We start from the raw sequence: 19,151 nt of genomic DNA, 5'->3' as shown, positions 1-19,151 counted from the left end.
CTCGCCCATCCTCACGCCAGCGCTGCAGCGCTAATGTGGGCGCACATCATCCCACGGAGAACCCCATGAGCAAGCGCGCCCTGATCCTCATCGACATCCAGAACGATTACTTTGCAGACGGTAAATGGCCGCTGGCCGGCATGGACACTGCCGCTGCCCATGCCGCACAGGTGTTGGCAGCCGCGCGCGCGGCGGGCGATACGGTTATTCACGTCCGTCATGAGTTCGAGAGCGACGATGCGCCCTTCTTCGCCCCAGGTAGTGAGGGTGCCCGTACCCATGCCAGCGTGCTACCGCAGGCCGACGAGGCGATCGTGCTCAAGCATCAGGTCAATGCCTTCCTCGGCACCGACCTCAAGGCGCAGCTCGATGCAGCCGCCATCGAGCAGATCACCCTGGTCGGCGCCATGAGCCACATGTGCATCGCCGCTGCAGCCCGCGCCAGTGCCGACTTCGGTTACGCGACCACGGTCGTTCACGATGCCTGCGCCACCCACGATCAGACGTTCGAAGGCGTCACCGTGGCCGCTGCTCAGGTGCACGCAGCCAACATGGCCGCCCTGGCCTTCGCCTATGCCCAGGTCGTCTCGACCGAACAGTATCTGGCCGGCTGATTCAGCTGGCGCCAAAGCGCTGCAGTTGCATCTCGCGTAAACGGCTCAGCGTGCGGCGGAAGGCAAACTCGAGGTAGCCCTGGGTGTACAGCGCCTCCAGCGCTACCTCGGCCTCGATATACAGCGGCACGCGGCGGTCGTAGCACTCATCGACCAGAGCGATGAAGCGGCGCACCGCATCGTCATTGCGCGCCAGAGCCGGTAGCGGCCGATCGCCAGCCACGACCCGCTCGGCGCCGTCCTCGGTGCCACGGGCGATGCGGCCCTCGCGTTGCTCACCGCCCAGGCGTGGCACCTCGCCAAGCAGGATGATCGGAAAGCGCTCGCACAGCTCGATGAAATCGGCTGCGGCCAGCGGCTGTTCACATAGATCGCTGAAGCGGCACCACAGCGCCGCCGGGCTGTGGCCCAGATTGGCGATATGCCGATAGCTCAGTTCGACCGGCTCACGGCTGACCGCCTGGCCCTCTCTCACGCGGGCAAACAGCTCAGCCAGCGCCTGCGGCTGCTGCACCCAATAGCGTTGCACCTCGGCGCCGGGGTGCAGGCGATGATCCTGCTCACCGTCCACGGTCACCACCTGCATGTGCGCTTCGAGCGCGGCGATGGCCGGCAGGAAACGCTCGCGGTTGAAACCGTCGGCATACAACTGATCCGGCGGCTGGTTGGACGTGGCCACCAGCACCACGCGTTGCTCCACCACCAGGCTGAGCAGGCGACCGAGCAACATGGCATCGCCGATGTCGCTGACGAACAGTTCGTCGAAGCACAGTACACGCAGCTCGCGCCCCAGCTCCTCGGCCAGCAGACGCAGTGGGTCGGCATTGCCGGTCAACTCGAACTGGCGACGATGCACCCACTGCATGAAGTGATGGAAATGCTGCCGCCGCGCCGGCACTCGCAGACTGTTGTAGAAGCTGTCCATCAGCCAGGTCTTGCCGCGCCCCACCGGCCCCCAGAGGTAAACACCGGGCGGGCATTCACCGCGATGCACGGCCTCATGACACTGCTGCAGCGCCTCGACCGCTCGGCGCTGCGCGGCATCGGCGACGAAGCCACCCGCCAGGGCCTGTTCATAAGCAGCCAGCGGCGAGCCTGGCAATGCCTCTGGCGCGTTCAACGCAGCACCAGCCGGCTGCCTTCGAACTGCTTTGGCCAGTCACGCCGGGTGAATACCTGACCCTGCTCGCGCACGCGGCGCACCTCGGCCAGATCCAGCTCGGCGAACAGCCAGTGGCTGCGTGCGGGGCACAGCTCGGCACTCTCGGCAATCACGCCAGTGGCCGGCATGCCGTAATCCGAAGGCACGTACAGCGCAGCGCGGCCGATGTTCTCGTCCAGCGCTGGCGACCAGGGCGCCAGGCCGACGGTGGGCGACTGCAGCACGGCGATCTGGTTCTCCAGAGCGCGGGCCTGGGCGCCGATGCGCACACGATAGAAGCCCGCTTCGGTGTCCGTACAACTGGGCGCCAGAATCAGATCCACTCCGGCCTCGGCCAGGGTGCGCGCCAGCAGCGGAAACTCGTTGTCGTAGCAGATCAGGATGCCCAGCTTGCCCAGCGCCGTGTCGAATACCTTGAGCCCGCTGCCGGCAGCGATCTGCCATTGCTCCAGCTCGAAGCGGGTCATCATCAGCTTGTCCTGGCTGCCCAGGCAGCCGTCCGGGCCGAACAGCCAGGCGCGGTTGCGGTAGAGGCCGTCATCATCCAGCACAGCCACCGAACCGGGTTGCAGATGCACCTTCAGCCGCCGCGCCAGGCTCTCGCACAGTTCCAGCCAGCGCGGCAGCAGCGCCTGGATGCCGGCAATGGAGCCATGCAGATCGCTGCGCTGGGCCTCTGGCAACTGCCCGGTCAGCACCAGCCCGGCGTATTCCGGCAGCAGCAGCAGCTCGGCGCCCTGCCCGGCGGCCTCTTCGCACAGCGCGGCCAGATGCGCGGCATAAGCGTCCCAACTCGTCAGCAGGTCGATGTGATATTGGCAGGCGGCAACCTTGATCATGAGCTGAGTTCCTTGAGCCAGAACGACATGGGCTTGGCCGACTCCTCGGCTTCGTCCAGATCGCGCCAATGATACTGGGTGTGCAGTTCGGGATGATGGCGATAGCCGCGACGCGCCCAGAAAGCGTCCAGCGGCTGGTAGTCGGCGGGGCGCCGGGGATGATCGGACGGGCGCTGCACGGCGCAGAAGGCGCACCAGTCGAAACGGCCCAGCTGGCGCGCATGTGCCTCGCGCTCGGCAAAGAAGCGCACACCCAGACCATGGCCGCGCCAGGCCGGCAACACCACCGACTCGGCGCAGTAGAAAATGCGCGCCGGATCCCAACCCGCCGATAAGAACGGCTGCTGGAACTCCAGGGTTTCATCGGCCAGCGGCAGCGCCGTCGAGGCACCGACCACTCGGCCTTCGTCACGCACCAGCACGCACAGGCTATCGGCGCTGCGCACATAGGTATCGAGGTACTCGGCCTCGTAGTCGAGGCTGCCGTCGTAGAGGTAGGGAAATTCGCGGAAGACCGTGATCCGCAAATGCGCCAGGTCTTCGATATGGGGGGCTATCTGCGGCCCCCGGAGCAATTCGATGTCCATCTGGAGTCGTTCGCCAGCAGCAGGGTGACGCCGGCGGCTATGCCGGCTCGAAGGCGCGAACTTATCATGCGGGCCAACCCACCACTAACCACGCTACGAAAGGAACTTAGCCATGACCGCCACCGAACTGGTTCAGGCCTACTACGCCGCCTTCAACGCCGGCGACATGCCCACCTTCCTCGACCTGCTGGCCGAGGACGTGGTGCACGACATCAACCAGGGCGAGCGCCAGGTCGGCAAGGCCACCTTCGCCGCCTTCATGGACAAAATGAACCGCTGCTACCGCGAGCGCCTGGCCGACATCGTGGTCATGCAGAACGCCGCCGGCGACCGCGCGGCCGCCGAGTTCGTGGTGCATGGCGAGTACCTGGCCGACGACGAAGGCCTGCCACCGGCCAACGGCCAGACCTACGTGCTGCCAGCCGGCGCCTTCTTCGAGATCAAAAACGGCAAGGTCGCGCGCATCAGCAACTATTACAACCTGAATGACTGGATCGCTCAGGTCTGCTGAATCACTGCCGCGCAGCGCCCAGCAACTGCGCCCCCACATCACGCTTGAGCAGCTCGTAGAGCACTGTGATGAAGAACTCGCGGCTGGGCTCATCGCTCAGCAAGCGAGTCGCCATGCTGTTATGGCTGCTCATGGCACCGACTATGGCCTCAACGGCGCGGATCGGCAGGTCAGCCTTCAGCGCCTGTTCGAGGTCGTTGTTGTGAATCTGCGCCATCACCACCGGATCACTGCGCAGCGTCTCGGACACCTGTAGCGCCAACATCACCTGATCGGTGTCGGAAACATCCTTGCCGAAGGCAGCGTTAAGCCGCTCGATCAGCTCGGTCAGGTACTTCTTCTCACGGTCGCGGGCCTCGCGCAGACCATTGTCGGTAATACCGTACAGGCCGGGTGTTTCCCCTTGCACCGCCACGCCATCGAGGCGCTCACCCGATTTGACTCGGTAATGGCTGAGCTTGAGATCGCCCAGATCCACCTGCTCGGCGCCAATGCCCTTGAGGCGCTTACGCAATAGGCGGGCGAAACTGGCGAAGGCTTCCAGGCTCGGGTCGCCCAAGTCCACCAGTTGCGCGATGTATTCATAGCAACGCACGAACTTGGACAGACTCTCGCTGAAGATCAACAACGCGTCGCGTTGCTTGCAGTACTCCGCACGCTGCGCATCGGCATAGGCTGCGCCGGCTTCATCGCCCGCTTCTTCGGCCTTGAGCAAAGCCCGCTCCCATTGCTCAATGGCATCGGTGAGGGTCTTGAGCTTGCCGTTGAAGCGGTCAGTAGCCGGCTGAGTCAGCGCATAGAGTTTCTGGTGCGTGACCTTGGGATCGACGATGGCATCACCGAATGCCTCCACCTCGGCGCGCTCGTACAGGTGCATGCCATCCAGGCGCTGGCGAATATCGAAGACGATGTTCGGGTCTTGAATATCGGCCATCCGCGCATCGCGGTAGAAGGTCTGGAAGGCTTCGAGAATCTCCTTGGCCTCGTTGGCGAAGTCGATGACGTAGGTCTTGTCCTTGCCTGGATAGGTTCGATTCAACCGTGACAGGGTCTGCACCGCTTCCACACCGGAAATCTTCTTGTCCAGGTACATGGCCACCAGCTTGGGCTGGTCGAAGCCGGTCTGGTACTTGTTGGCGACGATCATCACCTGGTAATGCGGCGTATCGAACAGCGTGCGCATGTCCTGGTTGCCCAGTTTGGCGTTGAGGTTCTGCTCGTTGAAGGCATGCTCGTCCGGCAGGCTGGCGGCCAGCGGCGCTTTCAGATCAGGGTCGAGGTTGGGCACATCACCGGAGAACGCCACCATCGCCCGCACATTGCCGTAGCCACGCCGCTGGCAGTAATCCTCCAGCGCCAGGTGGTACTTCACCGCTGCCGCGCGCGAGCTGGTCACCACCATGGCCTTGGCCTGGCCACCGAGCAGGTGAGCGACGTTCTTGCGAAAGTGCTCGACGATCAGCTCGACCTTCTGCCCGACGTTCACCGGGTTCAGCGACAGCCACTTGGCCAGCTTGCGCCGCGCGCTCTTCTCGTCCACGCGTTTGTCGTCCACCAGCTCGTTGCCGATGCGCAGCGCCACGTCGTAGCTGGTGTAGTTGCGCAGCACATCGAGGATGAACCCTTCCTCGATGGCCTGTTGCATGGTGTACAGGTGAAACGGCACAGGTGGGTTGCTTTTGCTCACTGCCAACTCGGGCTGGCGCGGACGACCGAACAGGCTCAGCGTCGAATGCTTGGGCGTGGCGGTAAAGGCGAAATAACTGGCGTTGTTCGGCCGGCTGCGCGACGACTGCCAGACCGACAAACGCTCATCACGCGATAGCTTCTTCCACTCATCCTCGCTCTGCCCGGTGAGCACGTAACGCAGATCATCCGCCGTGCTGCCGCCCGTGGAGCTGTGCGCCTCGTCGATGATGATGGCGAAGCGGCGATCACGCAGGTTGCGCTCTTCGAGAATGGCCTTCTGCGCATGAGGGAAGGTCTGCAGGGTGCAGACGATGATCGGCACACCCGCCAGCATCGCCTCCGCTAGTTGCTTGCTCTTGGGCAGGCTGGACTGCTCACGGTCGATGGCGCGCACCACACCGGCTTGGTGGTCGATCTGGCGAATCGCCTCCTGCAACTGTTGATCCAGCACCTGGCGGTCGGTGACGACGATGACGCTATGAAAATACGGCTCGCCATCAGGCCGGCGCACACGAATCAACGAATGCGCTGTCCAGGCGATGGTGTTGGTCTTGCCGGAACCGGCGCTGTGCTGGATCAGATACGGCTGGCCGACACCCTCACGGCGCACCGCATCGATCATTCGCGTCACCCCGTCCCACTGATGAAAGCGCGGGAATACCAGGCGCTCCCTGAATCGGGTATTGCCGTTGGCGTCCTGCTGGGCCTTGCGCTCCAACAGCACGAAGCGGTGGAAGATGTGCAGCCAGTTGTCCTTCTGCAGCACGCTCTGCCACAGATAGCTCACCGGGTAGTCGTCGCCTTCGGCCTTGTTGCCGGCAGCACCGTCATTACCTCGGTTGAATGGCAGAAAAACCGTCTCGGCTCCCGCCAGTTGCGTGCTCATGCGGATATCGCTGTCGCTCATGGCGAAGTGCACCACCGCGCCGCGCTTGAAAGTCAGCAGCGGTTCCGTACCGCCGCTCTTGCGCTCGGGGCGACGATCCTGGCGGTACTGCGCCATGGCCGCCTCCACCGACTGGGTGAAATCGGTCTTCAGTTCCACCGTGGCCACAGGTATGCCGTTGATGAACAGCGCCAGGTCGAGTTCGTCGGCCTTGTCCTGCGAATAACGCAATTGCGGCACCACCCGCAGGCGATTGGCGGCGTAACGCATGGCCACCGTTTCATTGCGCGCATCCTCGGGCAGCGCCTGGCTCATGGCCAAGGTGCCGGCGCCCGCAATGGAAAAACCGCTGCGCAGCACATTGAGCGTGCCGCCTTCGGTCTTGTTCTCCAGTTGCTTGACCAGGCGATCGAGCAACGCAGCCTCGGTGCCCGCACCATTGAGTGCGCGCAGCTTGGCCATCGCCTCAGCCTGGCTGGTATCGAGCCAGGCCAGCACATCTTCGCTGTACAACGCACGCGCCGCGTCGTAGTTCGCGGAGCGGCCGACCAGCCACCCGGCAGCGGCCAGTTGCTCGACGATGTGTCGCTCCAATTCGCATTCGTGGTGCACGTGGCTCATGCCATCCCTCGCAATCCAATCAGTGGGCTTAGGCCCGCGTGTCATACAGCCCGTGCTGCTCGGCCAGGCGCGCCCGCTCCCGATCCAGCTCGGCGCGCAGCTCTTCTTCGCTGGGCAACACCAGCTTGTACTTGCTGGCGAACAGTTGCTCGCTGCCCTGTAGCACCGAGTAGCGCACCAGCGACGCATCTTTTTGCGCACAGAGGATGATGCCAACAGTCGGGCCATCCTCCGGGCCGCGTTTAAGGTCATCGAACATGCGTACATACATATCCATCTGGCCGATGTCCTGATGGGTCAGCTCGCCGCGTTTGAGATCGAAGATCACGAAGCACTTGAGCAGGTAGTTGTAGAACACCAGGTCGATGTAGAAATCCTTGCTCTCGGTGCTGATGCGCTGCTGCCGACCGACGAAGGCGAAGCCCTTGCCCAGCTCCAGCAAAAACTGCTGCAACTGGTCGATCAGCGCCTGCTCCAGCTCGCTTTCCAGCAAGGTGCCGGCATTGGGCAGGCCGAGAAACTCCAGCAGCACCGGGTCACGTACGAAGTCGCGCGGGCTCTTGCCCAGTGCCTGCAGGTTGCTCGCGGCTTCCTGCTCCACCGCCGCGCGATCCTGGCTGGCCAGCAGGCGCTCGTAATACAGCGTGCCGATCTGCCGCTCCAGCGCGCGGGTGCTCCAGTTCTGCGTGGCGGCCTCGTTCATGTACCACTGGCGGGCACTGTCACTTTCCACCTTGAGCAGAGTGCGATAGTGCGTCCAGCTCAATTCGGAACGCAGTGCGTTCCAAATCGGGAATGCCTGATAGAAGGCGCGCATATGCCGCAGGTTGCGCTCATCGAAGCCCTTGCCGAACTCGGCCGTCAGCCCATTGGCCAGGTTGGCCAGCAGCTTCTTGCCGTAGGTAGCACGTGCCTGCCCAGCCTGCTCGAACTCGACGATATGCCGCCCCACTTCCCAGCAGGTTTGCACCTGAATCGCATCTACCGCACGCACCGCCTGCTGCCGTGCCTGGCGGATCAGCCCAGCCAGCTCGGCGAGCAAGGGTTGCAGCGCGGTCTGTTGGTTGGACGCGCTCATGCGTCTTCCAGCGCCGGTTGCAACGCGCTTAGCTGTTGATCCTGCCAAGCGGCATAGGTTTGTCCGGTGCCATCGACAGACCAGACGACACGGCCATTAGCGCTACGCCCGGAAACCACTGCCGCTGCTGCACTGGGGCTGGCGAATGCATAGTCGTCCTTGAATGCCAGGTGCTCAGCACCATCAGCGATCAGCACGCCATCGGCGACCAGTTGCAGGAACAATCCCTGATAACCGCCATCCACGCCAATCCACTGTTTGCGCGTGCGCGAGCCTTTGAGCACGAAGAACTCACCACCGATTTCCTGGGCATAAGCCGTCACGCCGAACTTGGGAATATCCAGACGGAAACGCGGCGAGCGCTCGATGATGGGTACGCTCTCGGCCATCACCGGAGCAGGCGGTTTGCTCAACTCACGCAGAAACTCGAAACCCAGCACCGGCAGCACCGTGCGGATTTGGTCGAGAAAGAACGCCATATCGGCGCGGTCAGACTCGGGCAGCCCGGCGTACTCATGTGCCGTGCCATTACTCAGCACACAACGCCCGGCGCTGGTAGCGATGCCGATCAGCTTGCTTTCCAGGTACTTCACATGGGCCTTGGTCAGGTTCTGATCCTTGCTGGTGACCAGGCACACACGCTCCCAGAAATCCTTGCCGCCTGCGTCTTCCGGGCGGTTATGGGTTTTCAGGCGTTGGGCCACATCGTCGGATTCGCCGATATACACACGAGTGCGCAGGCTGTCGTCCGGGTCGGGGCCGACCAGGAAGTACACGCCGGTACGCGCACATTCCGGGCGCTGCACCAGCTCGGCTAGCTTGCTGCGCGGGCCGGTCAGCACATGGCCCGTCCAATTCATGATCTCGGCGGTCAGCAGGCCATTGGGCGTGCCATCCACCAGAAAGAGTCGAATGCTGCGGCCTTGGGTCATGGCACGTCCTTGTCAGGTGTTAGCGAAAAAGCGTGGAGCGGAACATATCACGCGGGGTGGATAACGCTCTTTTCATCCACCGCTGCACAACACGGCGGCAGGCAGCCCCCTGCAAGAGCGCTCGGTGGATCGATAAAGCGTGATCCACCCTACAGCTCATACCGCCTCCCGCAGGTCGATCTGGCCGGTGACAGCAGCAGTGATCAGGGCGGAGCGGCGTTCTTTTAGGAGGGTGATGCTGTGCTCCGTCGTTGACAGTATTTTCTCCAGACGTTGTGTCTGGGTACGTATATGGAAGGCAATTTCGCGCTGTTCATATTCCGGAGGGAAAGCAAAGCGATACTGGCGAAACTTCTCAGCCGGCAGATGTGCGATGGTCGCTTTAGAGTCTGACTCATCGAAAACGCCTTTCAGCTTGGCAGCCATCAGAGCGAAGAAAAAAAACTCCGCGGTATCAGCAACATCATTACGAGGGCGCAAACGATGCAAAGCCTTTTGATAGCCAATTACTCCATTCTCGCCGCGCCATATTGCGGCACGGCCTACATCACCGCCCTCACATACTAGAAGATCACCATTAAGCACGGTGTAACGCGATAACTCCTCAGAATGGATGTCCATTTCCGGCAAACTCTCGGTATTTATCTGTCCCCACTGCACATCTTGATTACGCAGGTAAGGCCGTAGGCTGGCACTCGTAATTCGCTTCTCATCTAGCATTTTTCCTAGCTCGACCGAGTAACGGAAGCTGAGCTTACAGACGGCCCAATGCTCCGGCACCTCCCCCAGCCACTCCACGCCGGAGTCTTTCATCTTTAAGTTCGGGTCAAGCCCCTTGGTGACGGCATGGGTGATCAGCGCCTGGCGCTTTTCGCGCAGCAGTTCGATAAAGCGGGTTTTCTTTTCGATCAGCGCATCGATGCGGGCGGTTTCGCGGTCGAGTTGGGAAAGTAGCAAGTCAATTTCTACTTCAGGCGGCACTACTACGGGCAGTTCCATGATGCTGCTGGAAGAAATGGAGGCCAGATTGGTGCTCTGTTTCGCGCGCCCCATGAAATAGAACTGAGCCGTAAGCGAACCGGTAAAGGCGTTCAGCCAGGCCGATGACACTGCAAAAGGCCGCACGGCAAACACATGATTCTGGTGAATGCAGGGTTCGATCTCACCTTGCCACACGCTGCCGCGTCCCAACTTGTCGAAGTCACCCCCTTCGTTCATCAACACATCACCGGGCTGCAAGCTATAACGTGCCAGCTCTTCACGCGGGATTTCCATTGTCGCCACGTCATCCAGCGATAAATAGCCATCCTGCACATTGGCAACGCGCAGGTAGGGCACCTCGATGGTGTCCTTACCTTCATGATCCTTGCCTTTCGCCATACCGGTTTGCACGGTAGCGATATGCTTGAGGCGTTTCACCTGCCAATGCTCCGGCACCCGCCCCAACCACTCCACCCCGGAATCCTTATAGGCCGGGTACGGCTTGTACTGACTCACGCCGTCACCTCACCCAGCAGCGCGGCGATCTCGGCCTCCACGGCCTTGAGGTCGGCGTCGATCTCGGCCAGCGGGCGCGGCGGCTGGTAGACGTAGAAGTAGCGGTTGAAGTTGATCTCGTAGCCGACGATGCCCACCTGGCCATCCTTCGGGTCGAGCTTGCCGGTGTCGATCCAGGCATCGGGCACGTGGGGCAGCACTTCGCGGGCGAAGTAGTCGTCGATGTGCTGGCTCAGCGGCACGTTCTCGAACTCGCGCAGGTCGGGGTCGGGCTGCAGCTTGCCCTTTTCATCGAGCATCGGCTGGGCGCTGGGGTCACGTTCGCCGAAGCAGGCCAGTGCGGCTTTCAGCGCGCCCTTGCCAAGCTTCTTGATACCAGCGGCCTTGAGAAAAGCAGGCAGATTGTCGAACTCGCCGCTCACGCTGGCGAAGGCGTCGATCTGATCAGCACCCTTGGCCTCGCGGTAGGCGGCGAGCTTTTCCGCGGTGACGCTAAAGCGCAGGCGCAGCGGGCGCTCGACGGTAATGCGGCGGTAGCCGAAGTCACTGGTGGCGAAGATTTTCGACTGGGCGCCTTGCTCGCAGGCTTCGTGCAGCTTGGCGATTTCGGCGATCTGCGCCTCGGACAGGTACTTGCGCTTGTTGCCCAGGCTCTTGCGCATGGGCGCGTGCATGGCGGTGGCGTCGATCAGTTGCACCTTGCCTTTGCGCAGTTCGTCCTTGTGGTTGGACAGCACCCAGACATAGGTGCCGATGCCGGTGTTGTAGAACAGGTCATTGGGCAGGGCGATGATCGCCTCCAGCCAGTCGTTCTCCAGTATCCAGCGGCGAATCTCCGACTCGCCCGAGCCGGCACCACCGTTGAACAGCGGCGAGCCGGACAGCACGATGCCGATGCGGGTGCCGCCCTCCTCCGGCGGTTTGCGCTTGGACAGCAGGTGCATCAGAAACAGCAGCGAACCATCGCCCACACGCGGCAGGCCAGGGCCGAAGCGCCCGTAGAAGCCATGCTGGCTGTGCTCGGCCTGCACCTGCGGCTGCACCTTCTCCCACTTCACGCCGAACGGCGGGTTGGCCAGGCAGTAGTCGAAGCGCTCGGCGGGCAGCAGGTCGTTGGACAGGGTGTTGCCAAGCTTGATGTTCTTGGTCTCGAAGCCCTGGATGAGTTTGTCCGCCACGGAGATGGCGTAGGTTTCCGGGTTCAGCTCCTGGGCGTAGGGCACGATGCGCGCCGGAGCCTTCCATTCATCCTTGACCAGTTCGATGGCCGAAGACAGAAAACCGCCCGTACCGGCGGCGCAGTCGTACACGGTGCGCACCGCGCCTTCCTGATTGAGGGCGCGGTGATCGGGGGCGAATACCAGGGTGGTGGTCAGGCGCACCACGTCACGCGGAGTGAAGAACTCCCCGGCGGTGTCGTTGGCGGATTCGGCAAACTTGCGGATCAGGTGCTCGAACACCAGGCCCATTTCGTGGTTGCTCAGCACCTCGGGGTGCAGGTCGATGGCAGCGAACTTCTGCGTGACCAGGTACAACAACTTGGCCTTGTCGAGCTGCACCAGCCAGTCGGAAAAGGCGAAGTGCTCGAACACCTGGCGGGCGTTGGCGGAAAACTTGGCGATGTAGTCTTCGAGGTTGGCGCGGGTGTCGGTGGCGCCCAGGGTGGCCAGGTCGAATTGCGAGACGTTGTAGAAGGTGGCCTTGGCCGTGGCGGGCAGGATCAGATCCAGATCAACGCTGCTGGATTTCATCGCCTGATGCTGGGCCCGCACCGCGTCACGGGTTGGCTCCAGCACACACTCCAGACGACGCAGCAAGGTGAAGGGCAGGATGATGCGGCCGTAGATGGACTGTTTGAAGTCGCCGCGCAGCACATCGGCCACGTTCCAGATGAAGTCGGCGAGGTTTTGCTGGTTCACGCGTGTATTCCTTGAGCGAATGCCGCAAGGCGCCTTGCGCGCCTGCCTGCGAGGTGTTTCTAACGATGGCGAACCTTACCCGCTCCCCCGCTCATGAGCCAGTGTCAGAGCGGAGCGGCTTCAGCCGCGATAGAAAAGCTCGCCGCTAAAGCGCCTCCTAGGGGTGCTGAGCCTGAACGCTGGCCTCCGCTGCCGCACGGCCTGTAGGAGGGGCTTTAGCCGCGATAACCCAACGCCCGAAACATTCTGCAAAGCCTTAATACAGCGTTAAGCCAGCCCTCCCAGAATCACCCCCAGGCCAATCACCGAGGTTCCGACGATGGAACTACCCTGGGCGCATCACGACCGTCCCGTTGCCCGTATCGGGCGCGGCGATACTTACGAACTCCACCTGGCTTCCCCTGGCAGCGCGCGGCGCGAAATGCTGGAGCAGTTCATCCGCCAGCGCTTCGAGTTGCAGCACGGTGCTCGCATCCGTCACTTCATGCCCTGCCTGTTCGGCCTGGAAAACCAGGCCGGGCAACTGCTCGGTGCGGTGGGCGTGCGCGGTGGCAATAGCGGGGCGCTGTTTCTTGAGCGCTACCTGAACGAGCCGATCGAAACCGCTATCGGCGGCCGCCTGGGTCATGTCGAACCCGGTCGTGGCGAGGTGGTGGAAGTCGGCAACCTGGCCGCTGACAGCCCCGGCGCGGCGCGTCTGCTGATCGTTGCGCTGACCGACTTGCTGGTAGCCCTGGGTTTTCGCTGGGTCACCTTCACCGGTACGCCGACGCTGCTCAACAGCTTCCAGCGCCTGGGCCTGACCCCTATCGCCCTCGGCGAGGCAGACCCGACCCGTATGGGCGAAGAGCTGGCCGACTGGGGCAGTTACTACGACAGCCGCCCGCTGGTCATGGCCGGCGACATCCATGGCGGCCATCAGCGTCTGCTGCAACTGGGCGCCTACCCCCGTCTCGGTCACCAACCACTCTATGCCCTGGAGGACATGCCCCATGTGGTCTGCAGCTGAATCCTTCTTCGAGCGTCTGGCCGCCTTTGGCCCGCGCACGGCGCTGGTCGAGGATAGCCACGAACTCACCTATGACGGTCTGCTGGCGGCCGTGGCCAGTCGCAGCCGCCATCTGCGCGAGCTGGGCGCCCAGCGCGTGGCACTGGCGCTGGATAACGGCATCGACTGGGTGCTGTGGGATCTGGCGGCGCTGCATGCCGGCCTGGTTTGCGTGCCGGTGCCGGGGTTCTTCTCCGCCGATCAGCAGCGCCATGTACTCGACAGTGCCGGCATCGACTGCCTGATCGGCGCCGGCGCCCCCGGCTTCGCCACCGTCGAGAACGACATTCATCGCCGCACCGTGGCCCAGCCGCCCGAGCTGCATGCCGGCACCTGCAAGATCACCTACACCTCCGGCACCACGGGTCAGCCCAAGGGCGTGTGCCTGGATCTGGCCACGCAACTGGCGGTGGCCGACAGCCTGGTCAAGGCCAGCGCCAGCCGCGAAGTGGAGCGCCATCTGTGCATCCTGCCGCTGGCGACCCTGCTGGAGAACATCGCTGGCGTCTACGCGCCGCTGCTGGCCGGTGCGCGCGTGGAGCTGATGCCCATGGCGCAGATCGGCCTGAGCGGCGCCAGTGGCTTCGACCTGATGCGCTTTCTGCAGGCGCTGCAAGCCGCCCAGCCGAACAGCCTGATCCTGCTGCCGCAATTGCTGCTGGCGCTGGTCAGCGCGGCCGAGCGCAAACTGCCGGTGCCGGGCTCGCTGCGTTTCGTCGCCGTCGGTGGCGGGCGCGTCTCCGCCCAGCTGCTGCAACGCGCCGATGCACTGGGCCTGCCGATCTTCGAGGGTTACGGGCTGTCCGAGTGCGCCTCGGTGGTCTGCCTGAACACCCCCGAGCAGCGCCATATCGGCAGCACCGGCAAACCGCTGGAGCATCTGCAAATTCGCCTGACGGATGACGGCGAGGTGCTGGTCAAGGGCGCGCGCATGCTCGGCTACATCGGCGATCCGGCGCCACAGGGCGAATGGCTGCGCACCGGCGACCTCGGTCATTTCGAGGACGGTTTCCTGGTGCTGCACGGGCGCAAGAAGCATCAGTTCATCACCGCCTACGGGCGTAACGTCAACCCGGAATGGGTCGAGTCCGAGCTGGTGCAGCAGTTACCCATCGCCCAGGCCTGGCTGCACGGCGAGGCGCTGCCAGCCAACGTCGCGGTGCTGGTGCCGCGCTACCCCAATACCTCTGACGCGCAGTTGCAGGCGGCCGTGGACGCCGTCAATCACGGCCTGCCGGACTACGCCCGCGTGCACCACTGGCTGCGCGCCGATGCCCCCTTCAACGCGAGCAACGACCTGGCCACGGCCAACGGTCGCCTGCGCCGCACCGCCCTGTTCAACCATTACCAAGCCGCCATCGAAGCCTTGATGGCAGAAGGAGTACACGCATGAGCTTCTACGAATCCCTGCTGGCCCAGACCCAAGCCGAACGCGACTACCTGCTCGGTGCGCCGATCATCCAGCAGGCCATGACCGGTCAGGTCGCCCTGCACAGCTACATCGCCTTCCTCACCGAGGCCTACCACCACGTCAAGCACACCGTACCGCTGCTGATGGCCTGCGGCGCGCGTCTGCCGGAGCGCCTGGAGTGGCTGCGCGAAGCCATCGCCGAGTACATCGAGGAAGAAACCGGCCACCAGGAGTGGGTGCTCAACGACATCGCCGCCTGCGGTGCGGACAAGGAAGCGGTGCGCCATGGCACCCCGCACATGGCCACCGAGCTGATGGTGGCCTACGTCTACGACCGCATCGCCCGGCACAACCCGGTGAGCTTCTTTGGCATGGTCAACGTCCTCGAAGGCACCAGCATCGCCCTGGCCACCCAGGCCGCCGGCATCATCCAGGACAAGCTGCAGCTGCCGAGCAAGGCCTTCAGCTACCTCAACTCCCACGGCAGCCTGGATCTGGAGCACATCGAGTTCTTCAAGAAGCTGATGAACCGCCTGGACAACGACGATGACAAGGCCGCCGTGGTGCACACTGCCAAGGTCGTCTACCGTCTGTACGGCGATATGTTCCGCAGCCTGCCGCTTTCTGCCCAGGAGTGAAGCCATGCAACCTACGGATTGCCGTGCCCTGATCACCGGTGCCAGCGGAGGTATCGGCCAGGCGCTGGTGTACGCCCTGGCCAATGAAGGTGCCCACCTGCTCCTGGCAGGCCGTCACCTGGACGCCTTGCAGCCGCTGCTCAAGCGCTTCCCGCAACAGATCCAGCTGGTGCAGGCCGATATCGGCACCCGCGCCGGGCGTGATGCGCTAGTCGCGGCGGCGCAGAACTTCGGAGGCCTCAACTGCGTGATCAATGCCGCCGGAGTCAACCGCTTCGGCCTGCTCGACCAGCAGGACGAGCAGCAGATCGCCGAGCTGATCGGCCTCAACGTCACCGCCACGCTGCAACTCACCCAGCGCCTGCTGCCGCTGCTGCGCGCGCAGCGCCGTGCCCTGCTGATCAACGTCGGCTCCACCTTCGGCACCATCGGCTATCCGGGCTTCGCCGCCTACTGCGCCAGCAAGTTCGCCCTGCGCGGGTTCTCCGAAGCGCTGCGCCGCGAGCTGGCCGACACCAATGTGCGCGTTCTGTACTTCGCCCCACGCGCCACCCGCACGGCGATGAACGCGCCCAGCGTGGTGGCGATGAACGACGAACTGGGCGTGGCCATGGATGACCCGGAAAAGGTCGCCGCCGAGTTGCTGCAAGCCATCCGCCACGAGCAGGAAGAGCGCTATCTGGGCTGGCCGGAGCGCCTGTTCGTGCGCCTCAACGGCCTGCTGCCACGCGTGGTCGACCAGGCCCTGCGCAAGCAGTTGCCGATCATCCAACGCTTCGCCCGTCATAAACACTGAGGAAACTGCCCGTGAACGCATTGCGTACCCTGATCATCGCCACGCTCGGCTTCACCACCCTGCCCGCCTTCGCCCTCAGCGAGAGCGGCGAAGCGCAGCTGCACCAATTGCAGACGAGCTGGGCCGAGATCAACTACCAGACGCCGGAAAAGCAGCGTGAGGAAGCCTTCGCCAAGCTGGTCACCCAGGCCGACGCGGCCCTGGCCAGCGAGCCGAAAGCCCCCGAGCTGCTGATCTGGCGCGGCATCATTCTCAGCACCGAGGCCGGCGCCAAAGGTGGCCTCGGCGCACTGAGCCTGGTCAAGGAAGCCAAGAGCAACCTGGAACAGGCCCTGGCCATCGACCCGCAGGCGCTGGGCGGCTCGGCCTACACCAGCCTCGGCAGCCTCTACTACCAGGTGCCAGGCTGGCCGATCGGTTTCGGCGATGACGAACAGGCCGAGAAGATGCTCAAGCAGGCGCTGGCGATCAACCCGGACGGCATCGACCCGAACTACTTCTACGGCGACTTCCTGCAACGGCAGAAGCGCTTTGAGGAAGCCCGCGCCGCGCTGGAAAAAGCTCTGGCCGCCAAGGATCGCCCAGGCCGCGAACTCGCCGACAAGGGCCGTCGTGCAGAAGCCCAGGCGCTTTTGCAGCAGGTCGAGCGTAAACTCAAGTAACTCGGACCGCTTACAGGAGTAGCCATGCGCATTCTTCTCGTCGAAGACGACCAGGCATTGGGCGAAGGCATTCGAACCGCATTGAAACCGGAGGGCTACACCGTCGACTGGCTGCAGGACGGTGCCAGCGCGCTGCATGCGCTGAGCCACGAGAGTTTCGAGCTGGCCATCCTCGATCTGGGCTTGCCGCGCATGGACGGCCTGCAGGTGCTCAAGCACCTGCGTGCCGCGGCCAACCCGGTGCCGGTGCTGGTGCTCACGGCGCGTGACGCCACCAGCGACCGCATCGCCGGCCTCGATGCCGGCGCCGACGACTACCTGATCAAACCCTTCGATGTCGCCGAACTCAAGGCACGCCTGCGTGCCCTGCTGCGGCGCAGCTTCCAGCGCCCCGAACCGGCGCTGGAATACCGTGGTATCCGCCTCGACCCGGCCAGCCAGGTGGTCGAGTACCAGGGCAATACCGTCAGCCTGCCGCGCAAGGAATTCCTGCTCCTGCATGAACTGTTGATCCAGCCCGGTCGCGTACTGACCCGCGACAAGCTGCAGCAGGCGCTCTATGGCTGGGACGAAGAAGTGGAAAGCAACGCCCTGGAAGTGCACGTGCACCACCTGCGCAAGAAATTCTTCCCGGAGCTGATCCGCACCGTGCGTGGCGTCGGCTATCTGGTGGACAAATGAGGCTGCTGAAAGTCCTCGGCTCCATCCGTACCCGCCTGCTGGTTCTCCTGTTGCTGATGCTGGCCGCCAGCTTCGGCCTGATCAGCCACAAGATCTATAACGACTCGGTGCATGAGGTGCGCGAGCTGTTCGACGCCCAGCTCTCGCAGACCGCGCGCCTGCTCATGGGCCTGGTGCGTCACGACCTCGATGATGAAGGCCGCCGCGAGATGCAGGCGGTACTCGATGAAGCGCTGCTGCTGCATAAGTCGCAGAACCCGGACAACCTGCTGGGCCACGAATACGAAGGCAAGCTGGCCTTCCAGATGCTCGATGACGACGGCAAGCTGCTGTTCCAATCCGCCAGCGCCCCTCCAGGCTTGCTCAACGACATGATCGAACAGCTCGGCCTGGTGCTACCCAACGATGGCCAGCCCATGCGCGAACGCCTGGCGCAACTGGCCCGCTACCTGATCGGTTACCACACGCTGAGCATCGGTGAGCATCGCTGGCGCGTGTTCGTTCTGCATGACAGCCGCGACTATCACTGGGTACTGGCCGGTGAGCGTGAAGATGTGCGCGGCGAGTTGATCGGCAAGATCGCCCAGCGCAGCCTGCAGCCCCTGCTGGTCGGCCTGCCGCTGGTCGGTCTGCTGCTGTGGTTGGCGGTGGGCTGGGGCCTGAACCCGCTGCAACGAATGGCCGATGCCATCCGTGGCCGGGCACCGGATAGCCTGGCACCACTGGTCTTCCCGCCCTTGCCGACCGAACTGGAGCCGATGGCGGCGGCGCTCAACCGCCTGCTGATGCAGGTCAACCAGTTGCTCGACCAGGAAAAGCGCTTCATCGCCGACGCGGCCCACGAGTTGCGCACACCGCTGGCGGTGCTGCGTATCCACGCGCAGAACGCGCTGGAAGCACCCGATGCCGGCGACCGCGACGAAGCCCTGCGCCAGTTGGCAGGCGGCGTCGACCGCGCCACCCGCGTGGTCGCGCAACTGCTCACCCTGGCCCGCCTCGACCCCAACAGCGTGCGCCTGAGCATGGGCAATCTGGATCTGCTGGCGTTCCTGCGTGGTGAGCTGGCCGAGCTGACGCCACTGGCGCTCAATCGCCAGCAGGATCTGATTCTCGAAGCTGGCGAAGGCGGCAACTACCAGTTGATCGCCGACGCACCGAGCCTGGGCATCCTGCTGCAGAACCTGATCAGCAATGCCGTGCAATACACCCCGGCCGGCGGCTGCATCCAGGTGCACTTGCTGGCCGATGCGCAGGCGCTGGTGCTGCAGGTGCAGGACAGTGGTCCGGGCGTGCCGGCCGACATGCGTGAGCGTTTGTTCGAGCGTTTCTTCCGCCTCGGCGAAGGCCAGGGCGCGGGGCTCGGACTGTCGATCGTGCGCCGCGTGGTGGAACTGCATCAGGGCAGCATCAGCCTGGAAGACTCCCCGCTGGGCGGCCTGCAGGTCAGCGTGCGCCTGCCAAGGCGCACGGCTTGAGGCGCGGATAGATCCGCGCCTGCCTTCTGATAAAACTATTGATCAGATAGAGACAATCCGTTTTCTCAATCGCCCTTCCCCATCGATCATGGCCGCCTGTTCGCC

The 19,151-nt window shown here is 63.6% G+C and carries 17 protein-coding genes; 9 read left to right on the top strand and 8 right to left on the bottom strand.

What is annotated here, in order from left to right; translation table 11 throughout:
- The first annotated feature begins 65 nt into the window (after nt 1-65).
- Nucleotides 66-614, top strand: coding sequence for a cysteine hydrolase family protein (locus VC352_RS22290; protein WP_322981689.1), 549 nt, complete (start codon nt 66-68; stop codon nt 612-614).
- A gap of 1 nt (nt 615) precedes the next feature.
- On the opposite strand, the gene zapE is transcribed toward VC352_RS22290, so the two are convergent.
- Genes zapE through VC352_RS22275 form a run of 3 tightly spaced genes read right to left on the bottom strand, consistent with a single transcriptional unit; the run spans nt 616 to nt 3,202 of the window.
- A complete protein-coding gene (gene zapE, locus VC352_RS22285; protein WP_322981688.1) occupies nt 616-1,734 on the bottom strand; it encodes a cell division protein ZapE in 1,119 nt (372 codons plus the stop codon).
- Complete coding sequence (locus tag VC352_RS22280; protein ID WP_322981687.1) at nt 1,731-2,615, bottom strand: carbon-nitrogen hydrolase family protein; 885 nt, start codon at nt 2,613-2,615, stop codon at nt 1,731-1,733. Before VC352_RS22280 ends, zapE begins: the two co-directional genes overlap by 4 nt.
- On the bottom strand, nt 2,612-3,202 hold the full coding sequence (locus VC352_RS22275) for a GNAT family N-acetyltransferase (protein WP_322981686.1): 591 nt from the start codon (nt 3,200-3,202) through the stop codon (nt 2,612-2,614). Before VC352_RS22275 ends, VC352_RS22280 begins: the two co-directional genes overlap by 4 nt.
- A gap of 112 nt (nt 3,203-3,314) precedes the next feature.
- Here VC352_RS22275 and VC352_RS22270 point away from each other — a divergent pair, with 112 nt between their 5' ends.
- A complete protein-coding gene (locus VC352_RS22270; RefSeq protein WP_322981685.1) occupies nt 3,315-3,713 on the top strand; it encodes a nuclear transport factor 2 family protein in 399 nt (132 codons plus the stop codon).
- 1 nt (nt 3,714) lies between these two features.
- Here the strand turns inward: VC352_RS22270 and VC352_RS22265 are convergent, their stop codons facing one another.
- The 5 genes from VC352_RS22265 to VC352_RS22245 form a co-directional block, all read right to left on the bottom strand.
- Complete coding sequence (locus VC352_RS22265; protein WP_322981684.1) at nt 3,715-6,909, bottom strand: type I restriction endonuclease subunit R; 3,195 nt, start codon at nt 6,907-6,909, stop codon at nt 3,715-3,717.
- A gap of 28 nt (nt 6,910-6,937) precedes the next feature.
- Entirely contained in the window at nt 6,938-7,987 is a 1,050-nt protein-coding gene (locus VC352_RS22260) for a PDDEXK nuclease domain-containing protein (protein WP_322981683.1), read from the bottom strand.
- Entirely contained in the window at nt 7,984-8,919 is a 936-nt protein-coding gene (locus tag VC352_RS22255; protein ID WP_322981682.1) for a GIY-YIG nuclease family protein, read from the bottom strand. The genes VC352_RS22260 and VC352_RS22255 overlap by 4 nt, the downstream gene beginning before the upstream one ends.
- Before the next feature lie 156 nt (nt 8,920-9,075).
- Nucleotides 9,076-10,416 carry a type I restriction endonuclease subunit S gene (locus tag VC352_RS22250; RefSeq protein ID WP_322981681.1) on the bottom strand — a complete coding sequence of 447 codons (1,341 nt, stop codon included), beginning with the start codon at nt 10,414-10,416 and terminating at the stop codon, nt 9,076-9,078.
- On the bottom strand, nt 10,413-12,335 hold the full coding sequence (locus VC352_RS22245) for a class I SAM-dependent DNA methyltransferase (RefSeq protein WP_322981680.1): 1,923 nt from the start codon (nt 12,333-12,335) through the stop codon (nt 10,413-10,415). Before VC352_RS22245 ends, VC352_RS22250 begins: the two co-directional genes overlap by 4 nt.
- Before the next feature lie 319 nt (nt 12,336-12,654).
- Here VC352_RS22245 and VC352_RS22240 point away from each other — a divergent pair, with 319 nt between their 5' ends.
- The 7 genes from VC352_RS22240 to VC352_RS22210 are packed head-to-tail and all read left to right on the top strand — an operon-like array spanning nt 12,655 to nt 19,046.
- Complete coding sequence (locus VC352_RS22240; protein ID WP_322981679.1) at nt 12,655-13,344, top strand: thermostable hemolysin; 690 nt, start codon at nt 12,655-12,657, stop codon at nt 13,342-13,344.
- Entirely contained in the window at nt 13,328-14,776 is a 1,449-nt protein-coding gene (locus VC352_RS22235; RefSeq protein ID WP_322981678.1) for an AMP-binding protein, read from the top strand. Before VC352_RS22240 ends, VC352_RS22235 begins: the two co-directional genes overlap by 17 nt.
- A complete protein-coding gene (locus VC352_RS22230) occupies nt 14,773-15,432 on the top strand; it encodes an iron-containing redox enzyme family protein (RefSeq protein ID WP_322981677.1) in 660 nt (219 codons plus the stop codon). The genes VC352_RS22235 and VC352_RS22230 overlap by 4 nt, the downstream gene beginning before the upstream one ends.
- 4 nt (nt 15,433-15,436) lie before the next feature.
- Nucleotides 15,437-16,228, top strand: a complete 792-nt coding sequence (locus VC352_RS22225; RefSeq protein WP_322981676.1) for an SDR family oxidoreductase — start codon at nt 15,437-15,439, stop codon at nt 16,226-16,228.
- An 11-nt stretch (nt 16,229-16,239) separates the two neighbouring features.
- Nucleotides 16,240-16,890: a tetratricopeptide repeat protein gene (locus VC352_RS22220; protein WP_322981675.1), complete on the top strand. Its 651-nt coding sequence runs from the start codon at nt 16,240-16,242 to the stop codon at nt 16,888-16,890.
- Nucleotides 16,891-16,914: 24 nt separating this feature from the next.
- On the top strand, nt 16,915-17,571 hold the full coding sequence (locus VC352_RS22215; RefSeq protein WP_159973319.1) for a response regulator transcription factor: 657 nt from the start codon (nt 16,915-16,917) through the stop codon (nt 17,569-17,571).
- On the top strand, nt 17,568-19,046 hold the full coding sequence (locus tag VC352_RS22210; protein WP_322981674.1) for a sensor histidine kinase: 1,479 nt from the start codon (nt 17,568-17,570) through the stop codon (nt 19,044-19,046). Before VC352_RS22215 ends, VC352_RS22210 begins: the two co-directional genes overlap by 4 nt.
- Nucleotides 19,047-19,151: the final 105 nt, after the last annotated feature.

Origin of the sequence: Pseudomonas sp. C11, from assembly GCF_034683865.1 — a bacterium.
In the GTDB taxonomy this organism is placed as follows: domain Bacteria; phylum Pseudomonadota; class Gammaproteobacteria; order Pseudomonadales; family Pseudomonadaceae; genus Aquipseudomonas.
Note: the sequence above shows the minus strand (reverse complement) of the source record. Positions and strands in the feature narration are given on the sequence as shown.